The 25,020-nt window shown below is 45.8% G+C and carries 23 protein-coding genes; 14 read left to right on the forward strand and 9 right to left on the reverse strand.

All coding sequences use genetic code 11. The features are described 5' to 3' along the window. The first annotated feature begins 17 nt into the window (after positions 1–17). Positions 18–530, forward strand: a complete 513-nt coding sequence (locus tag ACF8CV_RS01550) for a 2,4'-dihydroxyacetophenone dioxygenase family protein (protein WP_005464137.1) — start codon at positions 18–20, stop codon at positions 528–530. A gap of 4 nt (positions 531–534) precedes the next feature. Continuing rightward, positions 535–1,593: a zinc-binding dehydrogenase gene (locus tag ACF8CV_RS01555; protein WP_138937171.1), complete on the forward strand. Its 1,059-nt coding sequence runs from the start codon at positions 535–537 to the stop codon at positions 1,591–1,593. Positions 1,594–1,676: 83 nt separating this feature from the next. On the opposite strand, the gene ACF8CV_RS01560 is transcribed toward ACF8CV_RS01555, so the two are convergent. After that, entirely contained in the window at positions 1,677–2,801 is a 1,125-nt protein-coding gene (locus ACF8CV_RS01560; RefSeq protein ID WP_005483963.1) for an alkene reductase, read from the reverse strand. A 10-nt stretch (positions 2,802–2,811) separates the two neighbouring features. After that, positions 2,812–3,441: a glutaredoxin 2 gene (gene grxB / locus ACF8CV_RS01565; protein ID WP_021452472.1), complete on the reverse strand. Its 630-nt coding sequence runs from the start codon at positions 3,439–3,441 to the stop codon at positions 2,812–2,814. A 199-nt stretch (positions 3,442–3,640) separates the two neighbouring features. Between grxB and ACF8CV_RS01570 the strand changes: the two genes are divergently transcribed. Next, a complete protein-coding gene (locus tag ACF8CV_RS01570) occupies positions 3,641–4,576 on the forward strand; it encodes a LysR family transcriptional regulator (protein WP_025607263.1) in 936 nt (311 codons plus the stop codon). On the opposite strand, the gene ACF8CV_RS01575 is transcribed toward ACF8CV_RS01570, so the two are convergent. Beyond that, positions 4,529–5,440 carry a LysR family transcriptional regulator gene (locus tag ACF8CV_RS01575; RefSeq protein ID WP_029839911.1) on the reverse strand — a complete coding sequence of 304 codons (912 nt, stop codon included), beginning with the start codon at positions 5,438–5,440 and terminating at the stop codon, positions 4,529–4,531. The genes ACF8CV_RS01570 and ACF8CV_RS01575 overlap by 48 nt on opposite strands. 220 nt (positions 5,441–5,660) lie before the next feature. On the opposite strand from ACF8CV_RS01575, the gene ACF8CV_RS01580 reads away from it, so the two are divergent. Beyond that, on the forward strand, positions 5,661–8,540 hold the full coding sequence (locus tag ACF8CV_RS01580) for a Six-hairpin glycosidase-like protein (protein ID WP_138937170.1): 2,880 nt from the start codon (positions 5,661–5,663) through the stop codon (positions 8,538–8,540). A gap of 106 nt (positions 8,541–8,646) precedes the next feature. Here ACF8CV_RS01580 and ACF8CV_RS01585 read toward each other — a convergent pair whose 3' ends face one another. Then, positions 8,647–10,215: a DEAD/DEAH box helicase gene (locus tag ACF8CV_RS01585; RefSeq protein ID WP_138937169.1), complete on the reverse strand. Its 1,569-nt coding sequence runs from the start codon at positions 10,213–10,215 to the stop codon at positions 8,647–8,649. Positions 10,216–10,451: 236 nt separating this feature from the next. Here ACF8CV_RS01585 and ACF8CV_RS01590 point away from each other — a divergent pair, with 236 nt between their 5' ends. Then, on the forward strand, positions 10,452–10,880 hold the full coding sequence (locus ACF8CV_RS01590; protein WP_138937168.1) for a VOC family protein: 429 nt from the start codon (positions 10,452–10,454) through the stop codon (positions 10,878–10,880). Positions 10,881–10,921: 41 nt separating this feature from the next. Here ACF8CV_RS01590 and ACF8CV_RS01595 read toward each other — a convergent pair whose 3' ends face one another. Beyond that, entirely contained in the window at positions 10,922–11,632 is a 711-nt protein-coding gene (locus ACF8CV_RS01595; RefSeq protein WP_138937167.1) for a lipoate--protein ligase, read from the reverse strand. Between the two features lie 224 nt (positions 11,633–11,856). Here ACF8CV_RS01595 and ACF8CV_RS01600 point away from each other — a divergent pair, with 224 nt between their 5' ends. Continuing rightward, the gene (locus ACF8CV_RS01600; protein ID WP_020834976.1) at positions 11,857–12,183 is read left to right on the forward strand and encodes a DUF4156 domain-containing protein; all 327 of its coding nucleotides are present in this window, start codon (positions 11,857–11,859) and stop codon (positions 12,181–12,183) included. A 95-nt stretch (positions 12,184–12,278) separates the two neighbouring features. On the opposite strand, the gene ACF8CV_RS01605 is transcribed toward ACF8CV_RS01600, so the two are convergent. Then, the gene (locus ACF8CV_RS01605) at positions 12,279–13,307 is read right to left on the reverse strand and encodes a hypothetical protein (protein WP_064490309.1); all 1,029 of its coding nucleotides are present in this window, start codon (positions 13,305–13,307) and stop codon (positions 12,279–12,281) included. A gap of 414 nt (positions 13,308–13,721) precedes the next feature. Beyond that, positions 13,722–14,870 (reverse strand): PLP-dependent aminotransferase family protein, encoded by a 1,149-nt coding sequence (locus ACF8CV_RS01610; protein ID WP_031856893.1) that lies wholly within the window; start codon positions 14,868–14,870, stop codon positions 13,722–13,724. 125 nt (positions 14,871–14,995) lie between these two features. On the opposite strand from ACF8CV_RS01610, the gene ACF8CV_RS01615 reads away from it, so the two are divergent. Then, complete coding sequence (locus ACF8CV_RS01615) at positions 14,996–15,865, forward strand: GyrI-like domain-containing protein (RefSeq protein WP_021484368.1); 870 nt, start codon at positions 14,996–14,998, stop codon at positions 15,863–15,865. Between the two features lie 107 nt (positions 15,866–15,972). Here the strand turns inward: ACF8CV_RS01615 and ACF8CV_RS01620 are convergent, their stop codons facing one another. Beyond that, positions 15,973–17,010 carry a DUF4382 domain-containing protein gene (locus ACF8CV_RS01620; RefSeq protein ID WP_025542510.1) on the reverse strand — a complete coding sequence of 346 codons (1,038 nt, stop codon included), beginning with the start codon at positions 17,008–17,010 and terminating at the stop codon, positions 15,973–15,975. Between the two features lie 232 nt (positions 17,011–17,242). On the opposite strand from ACF8CV_RS01620, the gene ACF8CV_RS01625 reads away from it, so the two are divergent. Next, positions 17,243–17,482 carry a YdcH family protein gene (locus ACF8CV_RS01625; RefSeq protein WP_005498169.1) on the forward strand — a complete coding sequence of 80 codons (240 nt, stop codon included), beginning with the start codon at positions 17,243–17,245 and terminating at the stop codon, positions 17,480–17,482. Between the two features lie 77 nt (positions 17,483–17,559). Here the strand turns inward: ACF8CV_RS01625 and ACF8CV_RS01630 are convergent, their stop codons facing one another. Next, positions 17,560–18,216 (reverse strand): cupin domain-containing protein, encoded by a 657-nt coding sequence (locus ACF8CV_RS01630; protein WP_031381410.1) that lies wholly within the window; start codon positions 18,214–18,216, stop codon positions 17,560–17,562. A 205-nt stretch (positions 18,217–18,421) separates the two neighbouring features. Here ACF8CV_RS01630 and ACF8CV_RS01635 point away from each other — a divergent pair, with 205 nt between their 5' ends. From ACF8CV_RS01635 to ACF8CV_RS01660, 6 genes are all read left to right on the forward strand, one after another. After that, the gene (locus tag ACF8CV_RS01635; RefSeq protein ID WP_138937166.1) at positions 18,422–19,564 is read left to right on the forward strand and encodes a hypothetical protein; all 1,143 of its coding nucleotides are present in this window, start codon (positions 18,422–18,424) and stop codon (positions 19,562–19,564) included. Continuing rightward, positions 19,554–20,483, forward strand: a complete 930-nt coding sequence (locus tag ACF8CV_RS01640; RefSeq protein ID WP_171055844.1) for a metal ABC transporter solute-binding protein, Zn/Mn family — start codon at positions 19,554–19,556, stop codon at positions 20,481–20,483. Before ACF8CV_RS01635 ends, ACF8CV_RS01640 begins: the two co-directional genes overlap by 11 nt. A 2-nt stretch (positions 20,484–20,485) precedes the next feature. Further along, positions 20,486–21,289, forward strand: coding sequence for a metal ABC transporter permease (locus ACF8CV_RS01645; protein ID WP_171055843.1), 804 nt, complete (start codon positions 20,486–20,488; stop codon positions 21,287–21,289). 268 nt (positions 21,290–21,557) lie between these two features. Next, positions 21,558–22,277, forward strand: a complete 720-nt coding sequence (locus ACF8CV_RS01650) for a beta-ketoacyl-ACP reductase (RefSeq protein ID WP_053805281.1) — start codon at positions 21,558–21,560, stop codon at positions 22,275–22,277. A gap of 183 nt (positions 22,278–22,460) precedes the next feature. Next, on the forward strand, positions 22,461–23,051 hold the full coding sequence (locus tag ACF8CV_RS01655) for a hypothetical protein (protein ID WP_029828107.1): 591 nt from the start codon (positions 22,461–22,463) through the stop codon (positions 23,049–23,051). Next, entirely contained in the window at positions 23,044–24,522 is a 1,479-nt protein-coding gene (locus ACF8CV_RS01660; protein WP_138937162.1) for a hypothetical protein, read from the forward strand. Before ACF8CV_RS01655 ends, ACF8CV_RS01660 begins: the two co-directional genes overlap by 8 nt. Positions 24,523–25,020 lie beyond the last annotated feature (498 nt).

The following is a 25,020-nucleotide window of genomic DNA, read 5'->3' on the forward strand; positions in this document are numbered from 1 at the left end:
TAGCGAGGATGTAAGTTATGTCATTACCAGAAGTTATTCAGCATCAAGATTTCCTATTAACTCTTAATACTAATGAAGAGTCGATCATTAAAGACGCGCTACCGGGTGTTGATGTTTACCCGTTGTTTCTAGACCCAGAAAACGGGACTTGGGTGGTTCGCGCCAAATTCAAACCAGGTATCACTCTGCCTAAGCACTACCACACTGGTGTGGTGCATTTCTATACGCTGAGTGGCGCTTGGCACTACATCGAGTATCCAGACCAAGTCCAAACCGCTGGTAGCTACTTATATGAGCCGGGCGGTTCGATTCATACCTTCCATTGTCCAGAAGAGTCGGGTGGTGCAGATGGCTTTATGGTGATCCAAGGTGCCAACATTAACTTTGACGAAGAAGGTAACTTCATCAACATCATGGATGCGGGTTGGATTGAGCAAGTTGTTATTGCAACAGCGAAAGCACAAGGCTTTACCGCGCGTTACATCAAACCGGGTGCGATTGCTGGCCTAAGCGATGAGCTAGCGGAGTAACCCCATGCAACAGATGAACAGTATCGTAATGCAAGATGGTAGTGTTCGCCTGAAGCAAGTCGAAATCCCCAAACCCGCAGCGGGACAAGTGTTGGTTCGTAGTCTCGCCTGTGGCATTTGTGGCTCCGACCTTCACATTACTCGACACGCGGATGAGGTATTTGATGTATTCCACCAGCTCGGGTTGATGCCTGATGAAGCCGGTGAGCACGCTCAAGTGATGTTGGGGCATGAGTTCTGCGCGGAAATTGTCGAATACGGATCTGACACTCAACAGACGTTGGCTGTTGGTAGCCGCGTCACCTCAGTGCCGATGTTGCTCAGTCAAAATGGCGCGGGCGTTGGTGTTACTCCGGGTACTTATGGCGCTTACTCTGAGTACTTCCTGCTTGATGAAGCGTTATTGCTACCTGTCCCAGACGGAATGCCGTCTGAGGCGGCGGCATTGACCGAACCACTAGCGGTCGGTTTGCACGCGGTCAATCGCAGTGAAATCGAAACGGAAGAAACCGCGCTGGTTGTCGGTTGCGGCCCTATAGGACTGGCTGTGATTGCTGCACTGAAACAACGTGGCGTCAGCAATATTCTTGCGGTCGATCTTCAGGAAGAGAAACTGCAACTTGCTAGTGAGTTTGGCGCAAATCGATTGATCAACCCGACCAAGGAAGACGAGATCGCCATTGGTGAGCAGTACGCGATGAACTCACGCCTGGTCATTTATGAGTGTGTTGGCAAGCATACCTTGATTGACGATTTTATGCGCCGCGCCCCTGCCCGAGCGCGAATCGTCATCTCGGGTATCCATACGACACCCGCAATCATTAACTACGCGTACGCGACGGTAAAAGAGCTCGACTTGAGATTCTCTTACTACTACCAGCCGCACGAGTTTGAGCAATGCCTACAAGCGATTGCCGAACATAAGTTGCCTTGGCAGAAAATGCTCACTGCCAAAGTAGGAATAGATGGTGTGGAAGATGCGTTTAGACAGTTAATGACGCCAAATGACCACATCAAAGTGGTTATCGAACCTTGGCGCAGCGGCGCGTTAGAAGTGATTTAACTCTTAGCCAAATTAAGCTAGCTAAAACCAATTTTAGTTTGGTGACAGCCCCAACCGTAGCAGCTAGGTTGGGGCTTTTTTTGTTAGGCCTGTTCTGCGCATTCCTGTTGCAGAGCAGGGTAATCGGTGTAGCCTCGTTCGTTTCCGCCAAACAACGTTGATCCATCGAGTTCTGCCAACGGATGGTGATGTTGCAAGCGAGAGACTAAGTCTGGGTTTGCTACGAATGGTCGTCCGAATGCGACAAGATCCGCGTAGCCTTTCTCTAACACTTCGTTTGCTCGTTGAGGATCGTAGCGACCTGCGACAATGATAGCGTTGCGAAAGCGCTTTCTAAGTTCGATTCGAAACGTCTCGGGAATCGTTGGTGCATCGGCCCAATCGGCCTCGGACAAGTGCAAGTAGGCAATGTCGCGCTCCTGTAGCTGTTTTGATGCCTCTAGGATCGTTGGCACGATATCTGGGCAGTCCATATCTTTAAACGTAATGAATGGTGCCAATCTCACCCCAACTCGATGCGCACCAACAGCGGCGATAACTGCATCCACTACTTCGATAAGAAAACGGATACGATTTTCTCGTGAACCACCGTAGTTGTCTGTTCGATGGTTTGAGTTGGTTCTTAAGAACTGATCGATCAGATACCCATTCCCGCCGTGGATTTCTACACCATCAAAACCCGATTCAATGGCGCGCTTGGCTGCGTTCGCGAAATCACCGACAACTCGGTTGATATCCGCTTGTGTCATTGCGCGAGGCTCAACACAATCGACCATATTGCCGTTGCCTTGTTCATCTGCAATCCAAACTTGCGTCTCTACCGGAGCGAGCGCAGATGGTGCGATAGGCTGTTCACCATTTTGGAATGTTGGGTGAGACACTCTGCCCACATGCCATAGCTGACAAAACATCGCTGCGCCTTGTAATTTGACCGCTTGGGTCACACCTTGCCAGCCCGCCACTTGCGCATCGGTGTAAACGCCAGGTGTGAACGAATAGCCTTGAGAATCGTCCGAAATTTGTGTGGCTTCGGAAATGATCAGCCCGGCAGAAGCGCGCTGTTGATAATACGTTGCCATCATCTCATTCGGGATGTTGCCCGGCTGAGTGGTGCGTGCGCGAGTCATTGGTGCCATGACAATGCGGTTTTGTAGTGACAACGCTTTCAGTTGAGCTGGTTCAAACAGCTTATTTGTTCTTTGTTTCATGATGCGCTCCTTAGATAAGTACTGGCACGTTGGTCGCTTTACGAGCGGTTGCCATCCAGTGAAGTACGGCTGGATCCCATTGCACTTCGGGCGCACTGAAAAAGCCGCGTAGAATGGAAAACATAATGGCTTGATCAACCAGTGACGTTTGCTTTTCTGAACTTAGGTTGAGCAAGGGTTTAGTTTGTTCTATCAAGGCGGCGACTTCTTTCGCAATCGCAGGTGTATCGTTAATCAAAGCTTCAAAATTTAACGCTTCGGTTTCTTTTTTTGCACGCCATGCTTGTTTAGCGGTTTCTGTTGCAAATTCCGGTAACGTCATGTTTGACCAACGCGGATACCCGACTTTTTGTAGCGGTAAAAACGCTTGTTTTTGCCAGTCTAAAACCGGTGTTGAGGGTTGGCTTTTTTCGCTGGAAGATGCCAATTCAAGGAAGTAGTTGATGATGTCTAAGCTTTCCGCCATGGCTTCACCATCGTCTTTGATCAAAAGAGGAACTTGTTTTGCGCCGATAAGGTTTGTGGTGGTGCTCTCGTCGTCATAAGCAATGTTGATGACATCGAGCTGAATATTCAGCATGCCTGCAACAAAACGGACGCGGGCGCTAAAGGGGCAATGTTCATAAATGTACAGTTTCATTTTTTGTTTCCTATCTCTTGGCTGGGCAGGGCGTGTTGTTGTGCGTTGTACAGCGTTACGGCGTTTAACTTTGCCCTGTCACATAACGTTCTGGGTCTAAACAATGTCGATAGGGCCAGTATATGGATTCGATTTAATTTGATAATTGGGTAATATCTGAATTGATTATTCAGTTTTTCCAAATAATAAGGGCGCGAAGATGGATAAGTTTTCGGATATGACGTTGTTTGTCAGCATCGTTAAACATCAAGGTCTGGCAGCGGCGGGAAGGGAGTTAGGTTTATCTCCAGCGACGGTAACGGCAAGGCTGCAAGCGATAGAAGAACGCTATGGCGTAAAGCTGCTCAACCGAAGCACACGCCACGTATCACTCACGGACGCAGGGGCAATGTACCATCAAGCTTGTCTGAACATCATTGATAGCGTGAAAGAGACGGAAAACTTACTGCAAACGGGTATTTCGGAAGTGCGCGGAACGTTGAAAATTTCAGCTCCACGAGATATTGGCAAACAAATTATTTCGCCGATGGTGTCGGCTTTTTCTGAGCAATATCCGGATGTGACGCCTTATCTTTATCTTAATGACAATTTATCGAACTTGGCTGAATCGGGGCTCGATTTGGTGATTCGTTACGGCGAGTTAGCGGACAGCAATCTCATCTCGCGCAAGCTGGCGTCGAGTCAACGCGTGCTGTGCGCGTCACCTGATTACTTGGCGAAGCAAGGTGTCCCAAACTGCCCACAAGATCTCGCGGATCATCGCTGCTTAGCCATGGTGCGCAGCAATGAAGAATTAAAAACGTGGCACTTTAAAGATGAAGAGTCTCACCAAACGATCACGGTCACGCCGAAGCGCTTTTCTGATGATGGTGAAGTGATTCGACAATGGGCGTTGGACGGTGCGGGGATTGCGTTGAAATCGATTTTAGATATTCAGCAAGACCTCAAACAACAACGTTTAGTAACGGTTTTGGATGGGTATATGAAAAACTTCAGCGCCTTCTCGCAAGGCGCTGAAGCGGATCTGCATGTCATTTATCAGAGCCGACAATATCAACCGAAAAGAGTTCGCCTGTTTTTGGACTTTCTAGTTGAGCAATTTAGCGCGCTCAGTGATACCAGCAATCAGATCTAGATGCGATTCCGAGGTTTCTCGGCGGTGGCGATAAATCCCGACGGTGCCAGGGTTTGGTTCGTTTTCCATGGTTAAGCATCGTAAGCCAAAAGATTCCAAATATGGTTGCAGATGGCGGGTATAAGACATCACCGCGACGCTTTCTTTCAGTACATCAATACTGGCGAGCAGAGAATCCACTTCGTAAGTCGGTCGGTCATCCAGTTGCTGCCTTTCGCGTTCATTTTGTTTCGGGATTGGGTTATCGATGACGTGAGCGAATTTCTTAGCGTCATAAGTGACCGAAAGAGCGGGGTATTCGTGCAGCATCTCTTCGGTGACGGTTTTACCTAGCAGTGGATGGTTTGGGGAAACAAAATAGGCATCAACCGTTTGAAATAACGGAATAAACGTAACATCGCATTTAGACGACAAGCCGACAATCTCGTGGCCGATGAAGAATTCAATCTGTTCGTTGATTAATGAATCCATCAAGCCTAAGTGGTTGCCAAATTCGACGTGTGTAGATGCCGATGGCTGCTTGGTCAGATGTTCATTGAGTGCTTGTTTGACGAACAGCGGCCACCACGCATCGCCAGTACCCATTTTAATTTTTCCGACTTGATACTGTTTCCGTTCATCAATGCTTTGCATCATTTGGTTGTATTCATGCTGCATCGCGTTGCTATGGCGATAGAGGATGCGTCCGTATTCGGTCAACACCATGCCATTAGGATGACGTTCAAACAGCGTCACGCCGAGATTCTCTTCCAGCTTCTTTAAATTGCTTGTTACCGTTGGCTGGCTTAACCCTGCCATTCTTGCCGCAGCGCTGATGCTTTGGCAGCGTGCAACCAGTAAAAATTGCTGCAGAGATTTGTCCATTTTCTTTCCCCTCTAAGAACGAGGGGTATTTTGCACAATTTCATTTATAAATCACAAATCTGTAATCTCATTTGATTGAAATTATGCGCATTTCATAGATCTACATCACTGTTGGGGTTTGACGTATAGATGTTATCTATAGCTCGCTCCTGACTTCCTATTTTCCCCTCAAAAAGGTGTTCTTTAGACTGTCGCCAAAACAACAATCTAAGGGATGAACATGAAACCGAGTTTTATTGCGCTTGCAGTCGCGTCTTGTATTGGTCTTGCTGGATGTGGGTCAGATTCTTCTGATGCGCCAGTGCCGGTCGACAAACCAATTATTTCAGCCGACTTATATTTACGTGGTTTAAATGGGGATTGGGGCACGGCAGAGCATGCCAAGCTAAACTATTTGGGTAATAACGAGTACGAAACCGTACTGCGCGTCGCTCGAGGTAGCAATCAGTTCAAGATTGCTGATCCGGGTTGGCAGATCCAATACACCTATTTTGAGGAGCCCGCGGCGTTCGATAAAGCTCAGGAGTACCTGCCAAAACCAGACACGAATGAAGCGTGTATGAACGATGATTGCAACTCTGAGATCACGTTTGAAGACAAAGGGTATTACAAGTTTTCTGTGAGCTTTGCCGATGAAAGTCGCGCGACAATGACTGTGACGAAAGCAACGCAAGAAGAAGCGGAAAAATACTACTCTGATGCGATTCTCGACCCTGCATTGGTGCATGAAGGGCATCAGAATAAAGAAGTGAAACTGTTCGCCAATTACGATGACTCGAGTGATACCGTGATTTTCTCGGTGAAAGATCCTAAAGCTGAGCAGCGTGAATTTGGTATTTCAACGACGACAGAATTGCGTGATGCGCTCGACCAAGGCTTAGTGATTAATGAACAAACAGGGCCGCGAGTGGTGTCGGGTGATGTCGCGTTTGACGCGTTGTTTGCGTTGACGATGAAAGAGCTAGACCAGCTTGCCGTTTCTGAAATCAAAGACGGCAATTACAACTACAACAACCCAATCAAAGCGGAAGTTTTTGAGACGGGCGCGAAGTGGCATTACGTATGGACGCGTGATTTGGCGTACGCAGCAGACCTTTCGCTTGCATTGATGAATCCAACTCGCGTGCAAAATGGTTTGAATTTCAAATTGTCCGCTTTCCGCGACACGACCGATCAGCAATACGATGGCGAGCAGATTGTGCAAGATACGGGCACTGGCGGCAGCTGGCCAATCAGTACCGACCGCACGACTTGGGCGCTTGGTGCAGAACGCTTACTTTCGGCATTGGATGGGGAAGAGTACAACCAATTTGCCGAGCGCGCTTACAAAGCGATCAGTAATACACTTGAAGCCGATCGCCTGGCGGCTTTTGATGCGAAATCCGGTTTATACACTGGTGAACAATCATTCCTCGATTGGCGTGAGCAAACTTACTCAACGTGGACGCCAAACGATGTCAATGCGATTGGTAGCAGCAAAGCGTTATCGACAAACGTGGTTCATTACCGCGCGATTCAGCTCGCGGCTAAGTTGGCAGAGAAGTACGATTCAACCAACGCGGTCAAATACACCGATTGGGCTGAGCAGTTAAAAAACGCTATCAACGAGCAGTTTTGGAATGCCGAACGCGGTATGTACGTAAGCTATTTGTTTGACAATGGCAAAGACATCGCGGTCGACAAATACGACATGTTGGGCGAAGCGCTTGCGATCATCAGTGGTGTGGCAAGTGATGCGCAGGCGAAACAAATCATGGCCAATTACCCACACAGTGAGTTTGGCGTGCCGGTTTATTTCCCTCAACAACCAGACGTGCCTGTGTACCATAACCGCGCAATTTGGCCATTTGTTACCGCGTACAGCTTGCGCGCCGCGCATCAAACACAAAACGTGGCAGCAGCGAACAATGCCATTCAATCGTTGGTTCGTGGTACGGCAACCAATTTATCCAACATGGAAAACTTAGAGTGGCTTTCTGGTAAGTCATTCATCATCCATAGTGATCATGGCGAAGATCCGAGCTTGGATGGCCCAGTGATTAACTCTCAGCGTCAGCTTTGGTCTGTGGGTGGCTACTTGAACATGGTGGTAGAGACCCTATTTGGCATCCATACCGAAACAGGTAAGTTGGAAGTGAAGCCATTTATCACAAGTTGGGTGCGCAATAAGTTGTTGGCTCAGTCTGAACAAATCACGTTGGAAAACTTTGCCTTTAAAGGAAAGAACTACTCGGTAACCATTGATTTGCCTGAAGTAAGCAAAGATGAAACAGGTTACTACCCAGTTGAAAATGTCACGATGGACGAAGAGGGGCATTTCCACGTGACACTGGGCGCGCTTGTGAATGTAGATAGCAGCATTACTTTAGTTTCTGGGGTGAAACCGTATGTGAGTGAAGACAGTCGCGTTTATTCTCCGCAAGAGCCAACATTGGTGGTAAAAAGCGTTGATAATTCGGTTTCGATTGACGTGACGAGCAAGTACAACGTGAACTTGTATCGCAATGGCGAGCTGATTCAAAAGAACGTGATTGCTCAATCTTATTCCGATACGCCAACAGGTTTTGCTTGTTATTTGGCTGAAAGCATTAACGATAAAGGCTTCCGTTCTAACCCAAGCCAACCGGTTTGTGTCGGTGAAGAGATCCGCATCAAACTTGATGGCGAATATCAGCCACTCAAAGACAATGTCTCAGTGGTTACGGTGAGCAAAGACAGTGGCATCGTAAAAGGTGCAGAGTCGTTTACAGCTCCTGTAACGGGCACTTACCAGTTCGATGCTTGGTACAACAATAACCTAGGACAACTTAATACTGGCATCACGAACACCGTGAAATTGTTAGAGGTATTGGATGATGCAGGTAAGGTGGTTGGCCAAGGTTACTTGCAGATGGGCCATATTGGTGAAAACCAAGGTATGCGTTACTCAACGCCAATTGAAGTGGCGTTGGAGCAGGGGGAAACCTATCAGATCGCGCTGAAGGACCACTTCAATATGAGTTACCTCACATCGAATGAAACCTACATCTACGCTGGTGGTATTGAGGGTGAAAAGAACGAAGCACAAATCGCAGATATTCGAATCACACCTTTAATGTAGGCTGTTTTAACAAAGCTGTGTTATAGAAAACTGTGTTCTAAGAAAGACAAAGCCGCTGAGATTATCAGCGGCTTTGTTGTATTTGCTATCGGTGGCCGTTTACAGATTAGTTTGCAGCCTGCGGACGAGGTTTACGGCGCTGACTTGACGGTTTGTTTCCTGCAGGCTTAGCATTGTTTGGCTTGCGGTTACCAGACGGTTTACCAGCGTTGCCACTCTTATTACCGTTTGGTTTATTTCCACTCGGTTTATTGCCATTTGGCTTGTTGCCGTTAGGTTTACGGTCATCTGGTTTGCTGTGTGCACGACCTTGGCCTTCACGGTTACCTTTAGGCTTGCCCGCACCACCTTGATTGGTGCTGTTTTTGTTGCCGTTGTTACCACCGTTGAAGCGACGTTTAGGTTTGTTTGCACCATTGCCTGCTTTCTTTTCGGTTGCTGGAGCGTTTTCACCCGCAGCATTTGGCGCTTTTGGTTTTTTTGGCTTCTTAGGTTTTTTCGGTTTGATTGGGCGAGTATCCAGTTTAGATTCTGGCACCACATTGGTTGGCGCAAAACCTTCCAACTCTTTACGTGGTAGTACTTCTTGAATCAAACGTTCAATCGCAAACAACTCAGATGCTTCTAGCGCGCACACGAGTGAAATCGCTTTACCTACTTCGCCCGCGCGGCCAGTACGACCAATACGGTGAACGTAGTCTTCCGCCACTTTAGGTAGCTCAAAGTTCACCACTTGCGGCAATTGAGGAATATCGATACCGCGTGCAGCAATGTCCGTCGCGACTAACACACGAATTTCACCCGATTTAAAATCCGCCAGTGCTTTGGTACGCGCGCCTTGGCTCTTGTTACCGTGGATGGCAGCAGCAGGTAGATTTTGTTCGATCAGGAACTTCGCCAGACGGTTTGCTCCGTGTTTCGTTTTCGTAAACACCAGCACTTGCTTCCAATCGCCGTCTTTGATCAATTTAACCAACATCGGAGCTTTCTTCTTCACGTCTGCTGGGTAGATGCTTTGCTCAACCGTTCTCGCCGTCGAGTTTGCCGGGTTCACTGAAATCTCAACCGGGTTGTTCACCAAGCCTTTCGCAAGATCGCGGATCTCATCCGAGAAAGTCGCCGAGAACAGTAGGTTCTGACGTTGTTTTGGTAGCAGAGCTAGGATCTTACGAATGTCACGGATAAAGCCCATATCCAACATGCGGTCTGCTTCATCCAGTACCAAAACTTCTAGTTGGTCGAACTTCACTGCATTTTGGTTGTACAAATCCATCAGGCGGCCTGGTGTTGCTACCAACACATCCGCACCTTTGCGAAGACGCAGCATTTGCGGGTTGATCTTCACGCCACCAAAAACAACCGCACTGCTTAGTGGAAGATGACGGCCGTACATAAACACGTTTTCTTGCACCTGAGCCGCAAGTTCACGCGTTGGCGTCAGGATAAGTGCACGAACTTGGTTAGCACGAACGCGAGGGCCATTCGATAAACGCTCAAGAATAGGTAGTGTAAAGCCTGCAGTTTTACCTGTACCAGTCTGCGCTGCTGCCATTACGTCTTTCCCTTCCAAAATAGCAGGAATTGCTTTTGCCTGAATTGGCGAAGGGGTGTCGTAGCCTTTCTCTTGAATAGCTTTAAGGATTGGAGCAGATAGACCTAACGAGGTAAAACCCATATGTATGATTCTCAATTGTAGAGTTAGATAACAACGCGCCGAAAATAAATCGGTGCGAAAAGTGCGACATTCTGAGGCTTTTACGCGCAGGCTTCAACTAATTCCGTCATGGATAAATACTTGAACTGGATCTCATTTATTTTTGGCAGGCAAAAAAATAGGTGCTTTACCTAAACTTAGCTTGAGGTTCTAGAGTTGCATTAAGAACAAAAACAAGAACCCAAAGGAAAACATACATGAACAGTTATGTAGAACACGCCAATATCTCAGTCGTTGACGCACAAAAGATGACCCAATTTTTGACCGCCGCTATCCCTGAATGGAAAGTGCGCGGCGGCGGAAAAATAGATAATTGGTTTGGCCGACCAATTGAATGGTTTCACGTAGGTGATGATCATTCTTATATTGCCATTTCGTCGGGAGGAAAAGGCGACGCTACTCATTGGACATCACACTTCACAGGTTTTAAACACATAGGGATTGTGGTGCCGGATGTAGAAGCCCTCATCGAAAGGCTAAGCAAAGCAGGTTATGAGCTCGACCACCGAGGCGACGAACACCCATTTAGAAAGAACGTCTACTATCTAGAAGACCACGGTATGCTGTTTGAGTTTATCGAGTACTTCTCGGAGAAAGGCAGCGAACGAAATGACTATATCCAATAGCTAGAAGCTGTTCGGAGCAAGGGTGAGGCTTGCTCCTTTCATTACTCAGCTTTTGCATGCGTTAAAAACGCACTCGTCAATTGCTGAAAGAGTGAATCTACCGATGGGCGGTCGGATATATGATGGAAGAGCGGTGTGTGGACATCACCACGAATATCATCGTCATGACCACAAAGGTGATTACATAATCGTACTGGTTCGACAATCTTCTCGACGTCGGCATCAATCAGAATGCATGCTTGTGACAATACCACTTGTCCGCCGCCTTTTTTAAGCAAAACACGCTGCGCGGTTCCCACGACTTTTTGCCCGCCAATGTTGAGGTTATACTCGCCATCGCAGTAGGAATAAGGCGTAGCATGAACATCCACTTTCACGCCGAGCTGTTTAAAGAAAACCGTTAATATCGCACATAAATCGAGATACGCTTTCTTGATGTTGTAAGGCTCACCTTCTGGCCAGTGATAGATGTGGGATAGATTAATAATACCCGGTACCTGAGGGACTGGTGCACCACCGGTTTTACGAGAAAAGAGCTTCCAGCCAGACGTATTTAACGCATGTTCCAATTCATTAGACTCTGGCCATTTCTTGCCCGCGGGAAGTACTAGCGTCGGGCTTTTTACTTGCCAAAGTAATAGCACTTGCGAGAGTTGGTTGGATTGAACTTGTTTAATGAGCTCATCTTCTTTTTCAAATGCATCAGCGACTTCCGTAGCTGTGAAGCGAATTAGCTTATTCTTAGCAACCAAAACTCTATCCCTCGTGTGTATTTAATTGTTACTGTTTTATCTCAGATACGGTTTTATTGCTAGGTCTGTGATTGCGAGGTTTTTGCTCGTTAGCTGCGTGGCCACTTTTTGGTTTTTCCGTTGTCTATTAGTTCTACTTGAACGCGCGATAGAAATATTTTGTTGGTCATCGCATAAGCAATTCATAAAATCCGCCATCTATAAAATTTTTTGGCGATATGAATATGAAAAAGCGAGTGATGTGTCTCGCGTTAGCGGCATCATTAACGGGGTGTGTGACGTTCCCAACTCAAGAATCTGAGCAAGTACAGGTGCTTTGGGATAATGTGAATGCGATTGAAAACTGTGAACTAATGGGGACCGTGATCGGCTCAGAAGGGCACTTTTACGACTACTGGCTTCACGCAGATAAAGACATGGTTTGGGGTACACTAAACCAAATGCGCATCAAGGCGGCAGATTTAGGCGCAGATACCTTGTATTTATACCAACCGTTAAGCTTTTCTACGTCAGTGACGATGTTTGCAAACGCTTACAAGTGCAAACAGTAGCGATTTGCTTGCTCATAACTGAAAGACAGGCGTCGCTCGCCTGTCTTTGATGTGCTCAACAAACATGGGTTTGTTCGTCATGTTCTCTCTCGCCGTTAATTCACATTGGCCGTTGCTACCGCGATAGAGTCGGAAAACGACAGCGTGAAATCTTGCTCTGTATTGAGCACTTTGGCTGGAAACTCTAAGCTTAATTGCGCGTGTGGCGCGACTTCTGAAGCAATACTGGTGACGAATTTTCGAGTTTCTCCTGGAGAGATCGACAAGCTGTTTCCACCTTTGGATGAAAGCTCAGCAATGCCCATCGTTTGCAGCGTGTTGCCTGCAGTATCAGCCAGATGCAGTAAAGATTCTGACTTATAGACCAACTCTCCACTTTCGGTGCGATAGGCGCTAAAAGTGTTGAAGTTTGGCTGTAATGAACCTTGAGAACCTACGTTTGTGACGGAAAACATCACGTTAGAACCATCAAAATTCTCGACTTTCACCAACACGTTACCGTCTTGGTAACGAGCGGCTGCCGCAGCACTTGCTTGCTGTTTCTGCCTCTGTTTTTCTCTTTCAATGTTGCTCAATTGGTTTTGCTCGTTTGCTAGGCGGTTTTCAGCCATCGCGTACGATTGATCCACCATTGCCAACAGCGCTGGGATTGAATACAGCGTTAGACCTTCCAAATGGTCAAAGTCGATTTTGGCATGCTGAGTAAGTTCGTGACTCGAGAACTGGCAGTAGCCATCAATCAAGCTAACGAACGCGACTTCAAAAGTGCCCTGTAGTTGGCTTACTTCCTGTGCGGCTTTTTCTAAATCTGAGCGTACTTTTCGGATCTCTTCCAACGTTTTTTGTGGCAGACGTCCATTGGGCGACACGTCATTGGAAACCGAGACCAATTCTTCGGTTACAAATGGATTGTTTTGGGCGGGAATCACTGTGGTGATGCGGTTGGATTTGGTGATGTCTTCGCCCAATAAGACCATCATTTTTTGCGATACGGCGGTTGTGTTGCCCGCTAATACGTCACTACAGTTTGGAGACGTACTCGCATACGCGGCGAATGCGGTAAAAAGTGAAAAGATAACGGACCAGCCAGTGGTGACGAGTCCTGTCGTGGTTCGAGTGTTCATCCTGATAACCCCTCTGTCATTTGGTGCGATTCACTGACGTAATTGCCAATCAAGCGACTGGCTCGCGACATTCAGAATGGTTCTGGTCAATCCTTCGTAGTGGGCATGCCTGCAGATGCTTTCTAGTCGATTTTTCAATCGCTAAGCCACGACTGAGTAAAGTGTCTGAAATTGAGAGCATTAATGCTGCGAAGTTGATGTCTTTTGTCTGAAAGATAGACGTAACTTTTCTAACCATCAAATACGTGATTAGGTTCTCACTTTTATATGAGTGAGAGGATCAAGAGAAAACAGGCACTTACTGTAGAGAGTTGATTTGAAGGAAAAATATAAATTTTTTTGGGGAACTTTTTTGATGCTGCCTTTGAGACTTTTTTCGAATCTCAAAGGCAGGTTCTAACGCGGGGCACTCAATTACAAAGTGTTAAGTACATCCGCAAGTCGAGTGACAGCCGTCGTCAGTTCTTCTGGTGTGGCATTGGTAAAGTTAAGACGCAGAGCGGCTTTTACCTTGGAACCTTCCGGATAGAATACCGGGCTTGGCACCACAGCAACCCAGTTTGCGAGTAGAGTTTTCGCCAGTTCGAACGTGTCGCATTCTGGAATTTCGACCCAGACAAACATGCCACCATCGACAGGTTTTAGTACGCAACTTTCTGGCAGCTGCTTTTGCAGCTCAGCAAACATGACATCGTAACGCGATTTGTAAAGCGCACAGATGGTTGAAATGTGTGTTTCGAAGTTGTCATGTTGAAGTAGACCATGCAGCAATGCTTGCATAGGAATACTAGAGTGCAGATCTGCACCTTGTTTGATTTTGATGAGTGGCTCAAGGTAACTGCGTTTGCCGGTTACCACACCAATACGCAAGCCTGGTGAGGCGATTTTGGAGAATGAACGCAACACGATGGAGTGCTGCGGGCAGAAATCCGAAACCAGCGGTAGTGCTTCACCAGAAAAACGCAGCTCGCGGTATGGTGCGTCTTCAATGAATGCAACGTCGTATTGGATACAAAGCTCGGCAACTTTTTGGCGAGTCTCTAGCGCCCAGCATACGCCCGTTGGGTTGTGAAAATCGGGTACGGCGTAGAACATTTTTGGTTGCTGTGTGGAAAAGCATTGCTCGAGTTCTTCAAGGTTTGGGCCACACTCGGTTTGCGAAACGGTCACGATATTGGCTTGAACTAAACCGAATACTTGCATGGCTCCAAGGTAGCTTGGCGCTTCCATCACCACTTTATCGCCCGGATTCACGTACGCACGCGCAATCAAATCTAGCCCTTGCTGAGAACCCGTTGTGATCATCGCCAAATGAGATTCTGGCAGTTGGTAATAATCGGTCAAAAAGTTAAGTAGCGGTGCGTAGCCTGCTGTTGCGCCGTATTGAAACACCTCTGGCATGTTCGCGAGGTTTTCGAGCGTCGGTTTCATCAAGTCGATTGGGAAGGTTTTTTCGTCCGGTAAGCCACCCGCAAGAGAAATGACATTCTTATCGCTCGCTGCTGCGAGGATTTCTCGGATGTAGGATGACTTAGTTTGTTGTAATGACTGTGCGATTTCCATGTGCTGTGCTTCTCGTAATTGTCTTTTTTTATGTCAGAAATAGTATAGGTAAATTGCCAAGCTTGGTGTGTCCATTTATGCTGTTAAACATGTCCATTTATGCTATTTGAGCGAAAGTTTACTCCGTGAGCCATCAACAAGTTTCCAGAATCAATGACGTGCTGTTTTACATTCACCAGGACATTAGCAGAGATTTATCAGCTAAAGAGCTAGCGGACGTAGCAGCCTATTCTGAACAACACTTCCATCGTATTTTTAAAGATGTCGTGGGGGAATCCATCCATCAATATATCCGCCGTACCAGAATGGAATACGCCGCCAATCAACTGATGTTTGATACCGGCTCATCGGTGCTAGACATTGCTAACAAGTGCGGCTTTAACTCGGTATCTTCTTTTAGCCGAGCGTTTAAAGCGACGTTCGCTATGTCACCTGGTGCGTGGCGAAAGCATGATTTACAAGTCGCAGAAAAACCGTATTTGAAGGATCCGGAAGTGGCAGCGGGTTATCATCGGGTTGCGAAACGCGAGTTGCCAGAACCAAAAATTATGGAGGTCCCACAACGCTTTGCGGCGTATGTTCGACATGAGGGCTATAACCGTTCCATTCGCAATGCGTGGTTGATTTTGAAAGCGTGGGCAAGTTCTGAGAATCGGGACTTTTCGGTTCAATATGGTTTGCATCACTCCAACCCTGCTTGGGTTGAGCTCGACAAGTGTCGTTATGTGGCTTGTATGGCGATTGATAAGCCGCTCAAAGTACGCGGTGTCGTGAATCAAATGACGATTCCGGGTGGTTTACATGCTGTTTTTCGCTTAACGGGAGTATATGGTGAGCTTCTTCCTCAACTGAGTATGGTATTAGAGAAGTGGTTGCCTAACTCAGGCTTTAAGCAACGTTCCACGCCCGCTTATGTTCATTATCATAAAAACCATTTCCTCAGCCATGATGAGGCGTTTGAGCTGGATTTCTATCTACCCATCAGTTTTTTCTAAGCATCAGAAACACGCGGCTTGGCGAAAAGAGTGCAGTCGCATGGAACGAAAAGGCAGAGCCCAAAACAAGCGCTGCCTTATTTTTAGAATCTCTTGATAGGTGGTGGCTAGAAATTGGCATCCGTATCGGCACCAGCCGATACCGTTAACCCACTTGTTGCTTGATAAATACTGAAGGTTTCTCCGGCGACAATACCTTCTTCAGAGTCATCATTTGCAGTACAGGTATAGCCAACCGAGTAGGTGCCGGGTTCTACAAAACCAAACTCGTATTCGTAATTGACTTGCTCTATATCCGGAACCACGTTGGCTGCTGCAATTGGTGTGGCTTTCCCGTCTTCGCCAGCAAATGGCCCCATGTCCTCTTTGGCGACGCTGCCTTCATATAAGTAAACGGCGTGCGCATAGTCGTTTGCACTGGACGTATCAATTTCGCAATCTGCATAGGTTTGTGCGGCGACATCGCCCTGAATTTCACCTGTCGTAACGGTGTTGATCAAGGTCACCGAAGTGCGCTGAATACTGTACCCTTCGTTTTGACCCGTTCCGTCTTTTAAGCCTCGACGCAGATCAAACTCGACTACGAATTCATTGTTATCAGGATTAACCGCAAAGGTGTTGTTAAAGAACAATACCCCAGAGTTAGGCTCTTTACCCACGCCTTGAGGACAAGCACCATCGCCTTTGACTGTCAGTGGGATTTGATTTCCTGTCGCTTCGTCAATCACATACGATGGGTAGTCGGGGTGATCGCCATCATTGGCAAACACACATAACTTGTAGTTGCCAGAAGGAATCACTTCATCTTCAACCAGCTCTTGAACATCACTGCCTTGATAGTTGAGCAAGTTAACACTTAACGGCAGAGGATCTTCACCATCAGGAATTGGATCGCCGTTTTCATCCACGTAATTGCCTTCTTCATCGGTTTTATACACCTCAAAAATTTGTGGTGATCCGCCATCAAGAGGAAGGAAAGCGACTTTGCTGTAAGTGATGACCACTTCGGAAACGTCGTCTATCGGTGCATCAGAGACGGATAGAGTGACAGGGGTTGTCGTGGTGATGGTATTACTGTCAGAGTTACAGCCAAAGAGCGCTACTACCACCGCTGCACCAACTAGGCTGAATTTTATGGTGTTCATTGGGGTTACCTTCTTAGTGGGAAGTCTATTAAATGTAGTAGAAAATGATGAGATTTTGCGCAGGAGACGGGGGCTTTTGAATACCAAGTAGTTAAGATATTGTAAATTAAATACGTTGCGTAAAAGTGTGGTCAACTCGACGATATCACCCCGAATGAAGTGCTATGGTTAATATTGAATTGCTTAAAAAATAAGCAAGACAAACATCAATAACGCCACTCAAGAGGTCTCTATGTTAGGTGAAAATCACTCATTAACCCATGAATTCCCAGAACATTTGGATACCATCACTCAGCTTAGCCAAAACGATGCATCATTTGCTGAAAACGTTAAAAACTATAACGCACTCGATAAAGAGATTCGTGTATTAGAGTTGCAAGGCAGCCCGATAGACGACCACGCCATGAATGTGCTCAAACATAATCGAGCGGAGCTAAAAGACTGGCTGCACAACCGAATTATGGGTTCTTAACCAAGCAATGAGTATCGGCTCGTATTAACGAGCCGATTTTACTTGTTTGTTATGTTCTTAGAGTTTCGCATTTCCATTCAACTTCCGAGCGGCAAATGTCCGGTTTTCACCCAAATTACCGTTTCTTCCTCTACAAAAGGGAAGTGCTCACTCATGTGGGGTGATCGCAACCAAGTATGTGTTGGGTATATACCTAGCTCATCCCTAAACTCGCCAGATAACACAAAAATTTCTTCTCCACCAAAGTGTCTGTGAGGTTGAAACTTTTCGCCTTTGGGCCACTTCACCAACGCAACGTGCTCGTGCTTAAAATCATGTAAAGGCATCACTTGTAGTCCGCTAATGCCAGGCAACCATTCTGTTTCTCGAGTATTGATTCGAACAGTTTTAAGATCGTTCGGATCAAATTGATTGAGCTTGACCAAAATGACACAACCTTTCTCGCTAAAGGGCGCGTGCAGACTGCCGGGTGGGTTACGAAGATAAGAACCCGCGGGATAGTCGCCATTTTCGTCAGAGAAGACACCATCGAGCACAAAAATTTCTTCTCCGTAAGGGTGAAGGTGGGGAGAAAAACGCGATCCTGCTTCGTACTTCACTACACTGGTTACGTGACCAGATTCTTTTGCCTCTCGCTCCAATGGCTTACGCCACACTCCTTGAGAGGGGCTAGCAACCCAATTTTGGCTGCCTGTTTCGATGACGACCCTTTGAGAAAAATCCATATTCAACATACTGAAATACCGTTACTTATTTTGTCGGTTCTTGCTCCCATTATACGTTTAAAAACGTAATTTGATGCAATGGTTGGTTAAGCAATGTTCAACGGTTTTCTGAATACAAATGGGTTCTATTTTCAATTATTTCTTGTGTAATGATAATTGTTATATTATAACAATCTGCATCAATATGTTATAACATAACAATAAGGAAAAAGTAGTGAATAAAAAATTGGTTTCTCTAGTCATCGGTAGCATTTTTGCACTCCCTGTTTTTGCCGATACGTTGTCGAATCCACAAATTGGTGTCGTTTTGGACGGATATTACCAAGATGGACAGCGTCATAACTCAGAGCGAGAGGAAGGGTTTGGCTTGGGTCATACCGAGCTTAGTTTGTCTGCAAACATTGACGATAAATTCCATGGCGCTTTGACGACAGTGCTGGAAAGCCATGCTGACGACACCGAACTGATGTTGGAAGAAGCGTTTATCGAAACCTTGGCTTTGCCTTACGGCTTTAATGTCCGAGCGGGGCGTTTTCTTTCCGATTTTGGTTACTTGAACAACCAACACATGCATACCGATAGTTTTGTTGAGCGTCCATTAGCGTACCGAACGTTTCTTGGTTCGCATTACTATGATGATGGCGTGAGAGCGAGCCTTGTTCTTCCGACAGATCTGTTTGTGAAATTTGGTGTTGAGGCGCTAAGTGGCATCAAGATGTCGGCAGTGGATGAGGGTTCTGACGTTGGTGTATTTACCTCAACATTAAAACTAGGTAGCGACATTTCAGATTCTTCTAGTTGGCAATTTGGCTTGAGTTACCTGCGAAACAAGAACGGCAAGGTGGAAGAATTTGCTGACCACGATCATCATGCTGATACCGGTCATGACCATGAACATAGCCACACTGCTGCGATTACTGGCGCGAATCTTTATGGTGCTGATTTTGTTTGGAAATGGGCCCCGGATGGTAACTACAAGTACCGCAACTTTACGTTTTCTGCCGAGTACATGTTGTTGGATGGTGTGGTCGACAGCAAATTTAAAGATGAAGCTGAATCCCCTGATAACTTAACAGCATACTACGTTTCGGGTGTATACCGATTTAACCCTAACTGGTCTGCTGGCGTTCGTTACGGCGAAGCGGAAAGCTACGATGGTCATGCTCATGGTGACCACATGCACTTCACTGCGCTAAATGATAAAGAAGTCGATGCGATGATTGCGTGGGATTCCTCGCACTTTGGTACTGTTCGTGCGCAGTACACGCGTGCAGAAAACCAAGACAAAGAAAAAGAGAACGTCTTTACATTGCAATACGTCATGACTTTTGGGGCGCACGGTGCTCATGCGTTCTAAGTCATTAACCTTTATCTCTAAAGGTTTAGGCACAATGGCAGCGGTTGCTGCCATTGTTTCTTCTCCAACATGGGCTTTGGATATTTTTGTTTGTGAGCCGGAATGGAAAGCTTTATTGCAACGCCACGCTCCGGAAGCAAATATCTATTCTGCTACTACCGATAAACAAGATCCACATTACGTCCAAGCTCGCCCTTCGTTGATTGCAAAAATGCGTCAAGCCGATTTGGCTATGTGTTCTGGAGCAGAGCTAGAAGTAGGGTGGTTGCCTATGCTACAGGCACGAAGCTCAAATGCTGCGGTGCAAAATGGGGCAAAAAGCATGATTTACGCTGCCAGTTTTGTACGTATGCTGGATACACATCAACATGTGGATCGCAGTATGGGCGACATTCATGCGCATGGTAATCCGCACGTGCAGTTTGCTGCGAATGACATGATTACGCTTTCGCGCGTTGTGACTCAGCGTTTGCAAGCGGTTGATCCTGAAAATGCGCCAACCTACCAGCTCAATGGGATGAAGTTTCGTGCCCATTGGCGAAAAAAACTCAACGAATTGGAAGCAAAAGCTAAGCCGTTAAATGGTAAGCGAGTAGTGGGCTATCACTCCACTTACCGATACTTATTTGATTGGCTAGGTATGGTTCAAGTCGCGGATCTTGAGCCCAAACCAGGGGTATCGCCGACGACCTCTCATCTGCAATCACTGACAAAGTTGGACGCAAGTTCGTTTGATGCGATTGTGTATTCATCTCACCAAGATCAACGCCCCGCAATGTGGTTGCAACAACGAACAAACAAACCTGTCGTCCAATTGCCTTTGACGGTGTCAAAAGAGCAGAACTTAGATGAGCTGTACGATGAAGTGATTGCCGAGTTACTCGATGTGTTTGTTTCTCCTAGTGCTGTGAAGTTTTGATCATGACAGAATACACATGGTTAGCGCCGGCTATTTTGTGCGGCGTGATTGCGCTAATTGGTAACGTCGTACTGGGCCAGCAAGTATTAAAGCGGCAGATCATTTTCATCGACCTTGCGGTGGCTCAAGTCGCAGCATTGGGTGCGGCGCTTAGTCATTATTGGCTAAACTCATCTACTTTGTACGTGAGGATTCCTTGGTTATCGGAATCTTGGCTTGGTGCAATGCTTGGCCCTTGGATAATGTCGTTATTGTTATGCGGATTGATTGCTGCATTAGAAAAGCGAAATCATCCGCATCTTGAGCCGATGATTGGCAGCTTGTTTGTGGTATCTGCCTCTTTGGCGGTGTTACTTGTTAGCAAAGACCCACATGGTGCTGATTTCATTCAAGGGATTTTGAATGGTCAGCTACTGTGGTCGACATGGCAAGATGTTTGGCCGTTGACGGTAATCACTGGTGCGATGTTGTTGCTAGTACGCACAAAGCCCGAATTTATGCGTGGTAGCGGTTTTTATCTCATCTTCGCTATCTTGATGCCGATCACCGTCAAACTGACGGGGATTTACCTAGAGTTTGCTTTATTGGTGATTCCCGCTTTATGCGCTGCGAGCCTTAAAGGTAGACGTTTTTTAACCGCCAGTTTAGGTATCGGAACTATTGGTATTTTGTTGGGGATAGCAGCTTCTGCAAAGTATGATTTGCCTAGTGGTGCAACGATTGTTATTACGCTGTTTATGATGGGTTTAGTTTTTAATATCTTCTCAGCGCTGAGAAAAATCGTGTTGTTACAGATGAAGAGTTAATACCAAGCACCATTTGCGGTAATGGTGCTTTTTTTGCTTTTATTCAATGGGTTAGTTCCTCGCCCCATTTCTCTGTTTTAGTATTCAACTTGAGAACCGCCAGAAACATCATCAAGTTGTCTTGATTCGTTCACATCAGACTTCCAGAATATTCCTATAGTTTCATTAACGAAATAAAATCCTTTGCGTATGAGAAGCACAAACCCACATAACGATAAGCGCCTAGGATCAAGCAAGTTTGTAATCTCAACATTTAAGGAAGACCAAGATGAAACACGACAAAGTCGCCGTAGTTACAGGGGCTGCTCGCGGTATAGGGCAGGCCATCTGCGAACAACTACTCGAAGATGGATTCCACGTCGTTGGGCTGGATATCTCGCCTTTGGAATGGAGCCAGTCGGCGCAGCTAAGCAGTTATCAAGTCAATTTGTGCGATGCCGCTGCTGTTAGCGAAGTGGTAGACAGTATTGTAGAGCAGCATGGAAGAATCGATGCGCTGGTTAATAACGCGGGTATTACTCGCGATGCATTGCTGCCAGACATGCTAGAACAAGATTGGGACAGCGTAATCGATGTGAACTTAAAGGCTGTGTTCTTACTTACTCAACGCGTCGCGCCAGTAATGCTAGAGCAGGGCGCAGGTAGCATTGTTAGCATTTCTTCTATCGTGGGTACGGATGGCAATATTGGGCAAAGTAATTACGGCGCAAGTAAAGGCGGCGTCATCTCAATGAGCAAAGGCTGGGCGAAAGAACTTTCAAGAAAGGGTGCACAGATACGCGTCAACTGTGTCGCGCCAGGCTTTATCACCACCGACATGACCAAGAACCTGCCAGAAAAAGTCATTCAAATGATGGAAAGTAAAACGCCCCTAGGACGTATGGGCTCGGTGCAAGATATCGCCAATGGCGTTGCGTTTCTGGTCTCTGATCAAAGTGCGTTTATAACCGGACAAGTGCTCAAGATTGATGGTGGGTTGGTGCTTTAATGTTCGAACCATAACCTCAAGTAAAAAACGCTCTTTGCTCAGGTGAAGGGCGTTTTTGTCTCAAGATAAATGCATACAAACATGGAGAGTTAAATTGCCAGTTATTTACTCGGTATAACAAAACGCAATTGGTCTATCCGCAAAGCGCACATGTAATATCCATAAAAAACATGGATTATTCATATGAAAAAATTATCGCTACTTGGCCTGCTTATTCTCTTTGGCTGTAACCAGCAAAACACTCCGACTCCAGACCCAAATCACAATCAACCACACCAAAGTTTTAAAAAAACGCCGGAGATTGCTAAAGAGCTAAAGGCTCAACCTACAATTGATGACCAATTTGCTCTGCTATATCGAACATTTGATTACACATTAGACAGAAGTGATTCCCTTACAGGTCGTGATGAAAATAAAGACGGAATACGCGACGATATCGAGGCATTCATCAATGCGTTAGAAGTGTCAGAGCCAGTGCGCGATGCATTGAAGCAAAACGCTCGTTACTCTCAAAAAAATCTATATTACGACTGGAGTGAAAAGACCGAAGCTAATATCTATAAAGCAATGAAAATTGGTTTCGAGTATGAAAAAGTCATTGCTTGCAAGGATTTTGTCGGTATCCCAGTAGATGATTCAATCGATACGTCAAAAACGATAAGAGCACTTACCTATAACACTAAAGCCAGAACCATTGCTTATTTGGCTTATAATCATTTGCAAGATGGTTCAGTAAGCACATCGCTCCCAGCTGAGGAGCAGTATTGTGAATAAGCTAACGAGTGCACTTTTGTTTCTTACGATATTCCCTTCGCATGTCAGTGCTAACTCCTGTGATATTGAAGGCTACACAATAAGTTTTTTTAATGGCGTTGCTACTTCGAAAGACGCTGCGGTCGAGGGAAGGAAGAAAATAGAATCAACCCTTGGTATCAAGCAATTCAACGGTGAGCCAGTTGAATATCAACTGTTCTATAATGACTCTTACATTGAAAGTAACGGGTTGAATGTCTTAGCTGATTTTGCTGAAACTTTTGATCAAAGAACACAAGAGTTGGGGCAAAAGCAATTTGACCGATGGGAAGCGTTTTGGGAAATCGTTAACGGACGTCAGGACAGTTCCATCATCCAAAAAATTAGTGCGACTTTTTCATGGTTTAAAGGGTTTGTTTCTGACCTTCTCAGCCAAGGTATGAATACGATGATTCGTGAGTTTTTGCAGCTCTTGAGTACTTCGATTGATTCACCTGATACTGAAAAAACTCAGATGCAGCATAAACTCATCAATGATTCCAATATATGGAAAGGCAAAAAGCTAATTTATATTGCTCACTCGCAAGGAAACTTATGGGTGAACCAATCTTACAAGTATGTTGTTTCTCAATTAGGATACGACGCTGATAATATTCACGTGGTTCATATTGCGCCGGCCTCGCCAACATTAACCCCTGATAGTGACTATATTTTATCAACCTCTGACCTTGTTATTAATGGCCTGCAACTAACGGGAATTGGCTCTGTCCCTGTACCGAATACCGCTATAGCGCCAAGCACAGCAGACATTGCAGGGCATGGTTTAATTGAAATCTATTTAACTCATCCTGACTCGATTAACAAAATCAAGAAATCTGTGGGGCGAGCTTTTGATTCACTTACCAAGCCGGACATGGAAGAGCATCTCTTTGAAGTGACCTATCAATACACGCCTTCTTTTGTTGAAAGTCATGCTGAACCAGAGATTAAATTTGTCGATAACCCAAGCGGGGATTGGTTTGAAAAAGCCATGTATCCACATTACGATGACTCGTACTTTGAATATGATTCTGCCGCTTACAATTACAAACTCAAATCTGTTGCTGGCTTAAAATACTTATCTCACCAACGCGACAAAAAAGACAGAGAGAACCAAACGTTTACCGTTGTTCAATGCTCAAATATCCCAAACGATGACCCATTTATATTGGGTGAAAAATCCGAGGCATTAATATGGTACGGATATGATGAGCAACCGGACAATACCAAAGTTATTGTGACAGTCAGAGATAGGTATGGAAGAAAGCTACTAAGTGGAGAGCAATCGGTGAGTGAACTTCGCCGTAAGGGGTGGCGTTATCAAGGTATATTCCTTGATTTGAAAGCGAAAAATCCTTACTCACAGAAAGAAAAAAGTTTCATAGAAAAACAAAATCTAGATACTAGGTATGAGCTTCACTCTAATTCTATTCTACTACCAACGGCATCATGAATAGCTATTAGGCTCACTACGCGACATAAATTTGTTGCGCTGACCTCGTCCAAAAATGAGCGATGCTGAACACAGGTACTTAACACAACAAACGCCCCTCCTATCTCTAGGAAGGGCGTTTTTTATTGGAGCAGTTCGTCGAGTCGTTAGCATGCCATTATGTTCTATTTTACCTAGAGTGGTTACCCATAACATTTCTTAGCGCACCTATTTGAACGAACATGACTTATGCTGATGTGATGTGGCCAATTGCATAAGCAATGGCTATATGCGAATTATGAGCAATAGAAAAACCGCTGTACTAATTGACTCATAATTGCCCCAAAATTTGTTAGATCTATTGCTCATAACATTCCTATTAATTCGTGTTTGACCAAACTTTTCTAATGGCCCAATATGTGTTTGATTGATTATCTGTATGGCTGATATGCATGCTATTCAGTGATATTTGCGCGATGCTGCATCAATTAATAGTAATAATCATATGAAGTTAAAGAG

The sequence above is a fragment of the Vibrio sp. zbq_1 genome (assembly GCF_043102935.1).
Lineage (GTDB): Bacteria > Pseudomonadota > Gammaproteobacteria > Enterobacterales > Vibrionaceae > Vibrio > Vibrio parahaemolyticus.

Coding starts and splice junctions, on each gene's coding strand:
- ACF8CV_RS01570 (WP_025607263.1), top strand. CDS start 3,641: ATGGATAAGTTTTCGGATATGACGTTGTTTGTCAGCATCGTTAAACAT.
- ACF8CV_RS01645 (WP_171055843.1), top strand. CDS start 20,486: ATGACAGAATACACATGGTTAGCGCCGGCTATTTTGTGCGGCGTGATT.
- ACF8CV_RS01560 (WP_005483963.1), bottom strand. CDS start 2,801: ATGAAACAAAGAACAAATAAGCTGTTTGAACCAGCTCAACTGAAAGCG.
- ACF8CV_RS01555 (WP_138937171.1), top strand. CDS start 535: ATGCAACAGATGAACAGTATCGTAATGCAAGATGGTAGTGTTCGCCTG.
- ACF8CV_RS01640 (WP_171055844.1), top strand. CDS start 19,554: ATGCGTTCTAAGTCATTAACCTTTATCTCTAAAGGTTTAGGCACAATG.
- ACF8CV_RS01650 (WP_053805281.1), top strand. CDS start 21,558: ATGAAACACGACAAAGTCGCCGTAGTTACAGGGGCTGCTCGCGGTATA.
- ACF8CV_RS01655 (WP_029828107.1), top strand. CDS start 22,461: ATGAAAAAATTATCGCTACTTGGCCTGCTTATTCTCTTTGGCTGTAAC.
- ACF8CV_RS01590 (WP_138937168.1), top strand. CDS start 10,452: ATGAACAGTTATGTAGAACACGCCAATATCTCAGTCGTTGACGCACAA.
- ACF8CV_RS01620 (WP_025542510.1), bottom strand. CDS start 17,010: ATGAACACCATAAAATTCAGCCTAGTTGGTGCAGCGGTGGTAGTAGCG.
- ACF8CV_RS01550 (WP_005464137.1), top strand. CDS start 18: ATGTCATTACCAGAAGTTATTCAGCATCAAGATTTCCTATTAACTCTT.
- ACF8CV_RS01575 (WP_029839911.1), bottom strand. CDS start 5,440: ATGGACAAATCTCTGCAGCAATTTTTACTGGTTGCACGCTGCCAAAGC.
- ACF8CV_RS01630 (WP_031381410.1), bottom strand. CDS start 18,216: ATGTTGAATATGGATTTTTCTCAAAGGGTCGTCATCGAAACAGGCAGC.
- ACF8CV_RS01600 (WP_020834976.1), top strand. CDS start 11,857: ATGAAAAAGCGAGTGATGTGTCTCGCGTTAGCGGCATCATTAACGGGG.
- ACF8CV_RS01605 (WP_064490309.1), bottom strand. CDS start 13,307: ATGAACACTCGAACCACGACAGGACTCGTCACCACTGGCTGGTCCGTT.
- grxB (WP_021452472.1), bottom strand. CDS start 3,441: ATGAAACTGTACATTTATGAACATTGCCCCTTTAGCGCCCGCGTCCGT.
- ACF8CV_RS01585 (WP_138937169.1), bottom strand. CDS start 10,215: ATGGGTTTTACCTCGTTAGGTCTATCTGCTCCAATCCTTAAAGCTATT.
- ACF8CV_RS01625 (WP_005498169.1), top strand. CDS start 17,243: ATGTTAGGTGAAAATCACTCATTAACCCATGAATTCCCAGAACATTTG.
- ACF8CV_RS01580 (WP_138937170.1), top strand. CDS start 5,661: ATGAAACCGAGTTTTATTGCGCTTGCAGTCGCGTCTTGTATTGGTCTT.
- ACF8CV_RS01610 (WP_031856893.1), bottom strand. CDS start 14,870: ATGGAAATCGCACAGTCATTACAACAAACTAAGTCATCCTACATCCGA.